Below are 1,712 nucleotides of genomic sequence, written 5' to 3'. Positions count from 1 at the left end.
CGCTGCCACACAACGGAATTCACAGCGACAACATCAACGAATCGGTGCATTCGGGCTTACTGGGTCTTCCGTTCCCGCAGGGTCATCATCGCGGACCGGCACCGTTCCCCGAGCACGAGATCGCCTTCCCAGTGCCCGATCTCCTTCTTCGTCTCGACCTCCTCAGGGCGTTGGTCGATCATCGTCATGTTCTGCACCGGGCCACCGACCCGGGGCCGGCGTGACCACTGCGATTTGCGCTGAGTCCGGCCGGTGCGCAGCTTGCTGCAATAGCCCTTGTCCAAGCCCTGGCCGCCCCGCACCAACAGCGCCCGATAGATCGTCTCGTGGCCCACTCGCATGCGGTGGTCGTCCGGGAAAGTCACCTTCAGCCAGCCGCTGATTTCGTCCGGGGACCAGTGCAGGTCCAGTTTGCGTTGCACGAGCCTGCGCAGAGCCGAGTCCGCGATCAGCTTGTACTCGCGTGGCCGACGGCGATTCTGTGCCGCCGCTTCGTCGGCGGACCGCGGCAGGTAGCGGCCGTGCGCATTGGTGTGCCGGTCGATCTCCCGCTTGATCGTCGAGGGTGCGCGGTCGAGTTCGCGGGCGACCTGACGGATCGAACACCCCAGATGTCGTAGATCTGCGATCTGCAGGCGTTCGGCCAGCGACAGGTACCGTCCCGACGGTGGCTTCGCGGCGAGGAGGGCCCGGCTCCGCCGGGCCGCGAGCCGGATGTTGGTGCCGGTCTTGCGGTGCATTCCGAGGATTCTGCTGGCCGAGGTATTGGATTCGCCCTGTCTGCGCAGTTCCCAGTACCGCGTGTCGCGGACAGCCTTTTGGAGCTGAGCCGGGGTCGGCGCGGGATTGAGCTCGGCAGCGATTCGGGAGGCTGATTTCTTCACCGCCGCCCGTAGCGCCGCTTCGTCGGCCTTTCTGGTGCGGCGCTTTCGGTGTAACCGCTGGATCTCCCAGGCGTCTGCCCGGCGCCGGTCAAGCCGGAGCTGCCGACGAACGTCCGCGACACTGGCGTCCTGGTCGCGGAGTTGGTGGAAGCGGCGCTCAATCCACCGATACGCGGTTGACCTACCGACACCAGCCCGCTGAGCAGCGACTTCCACCGTCACGCCGCGATCGTGCTCGCTCCAGAATGAGCTTTCGATGTTCGCGTCGACCCGCAGGTGATGACGGCGATACGTGCCCGATTCGAACGCCGCGTCCCAAACCTCAATCTTCGAGGTCACGCACCCAAGCCTGGCCTGCGCTTGCTGCGTGGTCAGGCCCTCTTCACGTAGCTCGAAGAACGACTGCCGGAGCCACTGATAACCGCTCTGGAGATGGACACCAGCGGTCCGGGCGGAGTATTTGAGACTGCGGCCCTGCCGGACCAATCCCAGAAACCGTGCGCGAGCAGCAGCGTCTGCCGACTTCGCCAATGCAACACCACCTCACTGCAGGTGTTGCAACGACCGATAGAAATCTCCGTGCGATAACCGGGACTCCTCCAGCGCACCCACACGGCGCCTTCGGCACGGGCCCAGTCAGTCAGCTCAGAGGTTAATGGTCAACGGTCAAACCCTATCCATAACCCGGGAAAATACGCCTTCAGCGTCGCGGTGAAGTTTCTCGTCCCGGCGAAGTCCTGATCGTCTCTGAGTTCCTAACGGAGGTCTGTCAGAGGGACGATCTACTCTGACAACCGCGACGAGCAACAGGTCGCCACTCACTGCCCA

1 protein-coding gene is annotated in these 1,712 nt (G+C 64.1%); it reads right to left on the bottom strand.

The genetic code is table 11. The annotated features are described in order from the left end of the window. Positions 1 to 56: 56 nt before the first annotated feature. A complete protein-coding gene (locus QM841_RS42805; protein ID WP_283336784.1) occupies positions 57 to 1,223 on the bottom strand; it encodes an IS30 family transposase in 1,167 nt (388 codons plus the stop codon). Between the last annotated feature and the right edge of the window lie 489 nt (positions 1,224 to 1,712).

It is taken from the genome of Rhodococcus sp. IEGM 1307, assembly GCF_030056915.1.
In the GTDB taxonomy this organism is placed as follows: Bacteria; Actinomycetota; Actinomycetes; order Mycobacteriales; family Mycobacteriaceae; genus Rhodococcus_F; species Rhodococcus_F opacus_D.
Note: the sequence above shows the minus strand (reverse complement) of the source record. Positions and strands in the feature narration are given on the sequence as shown.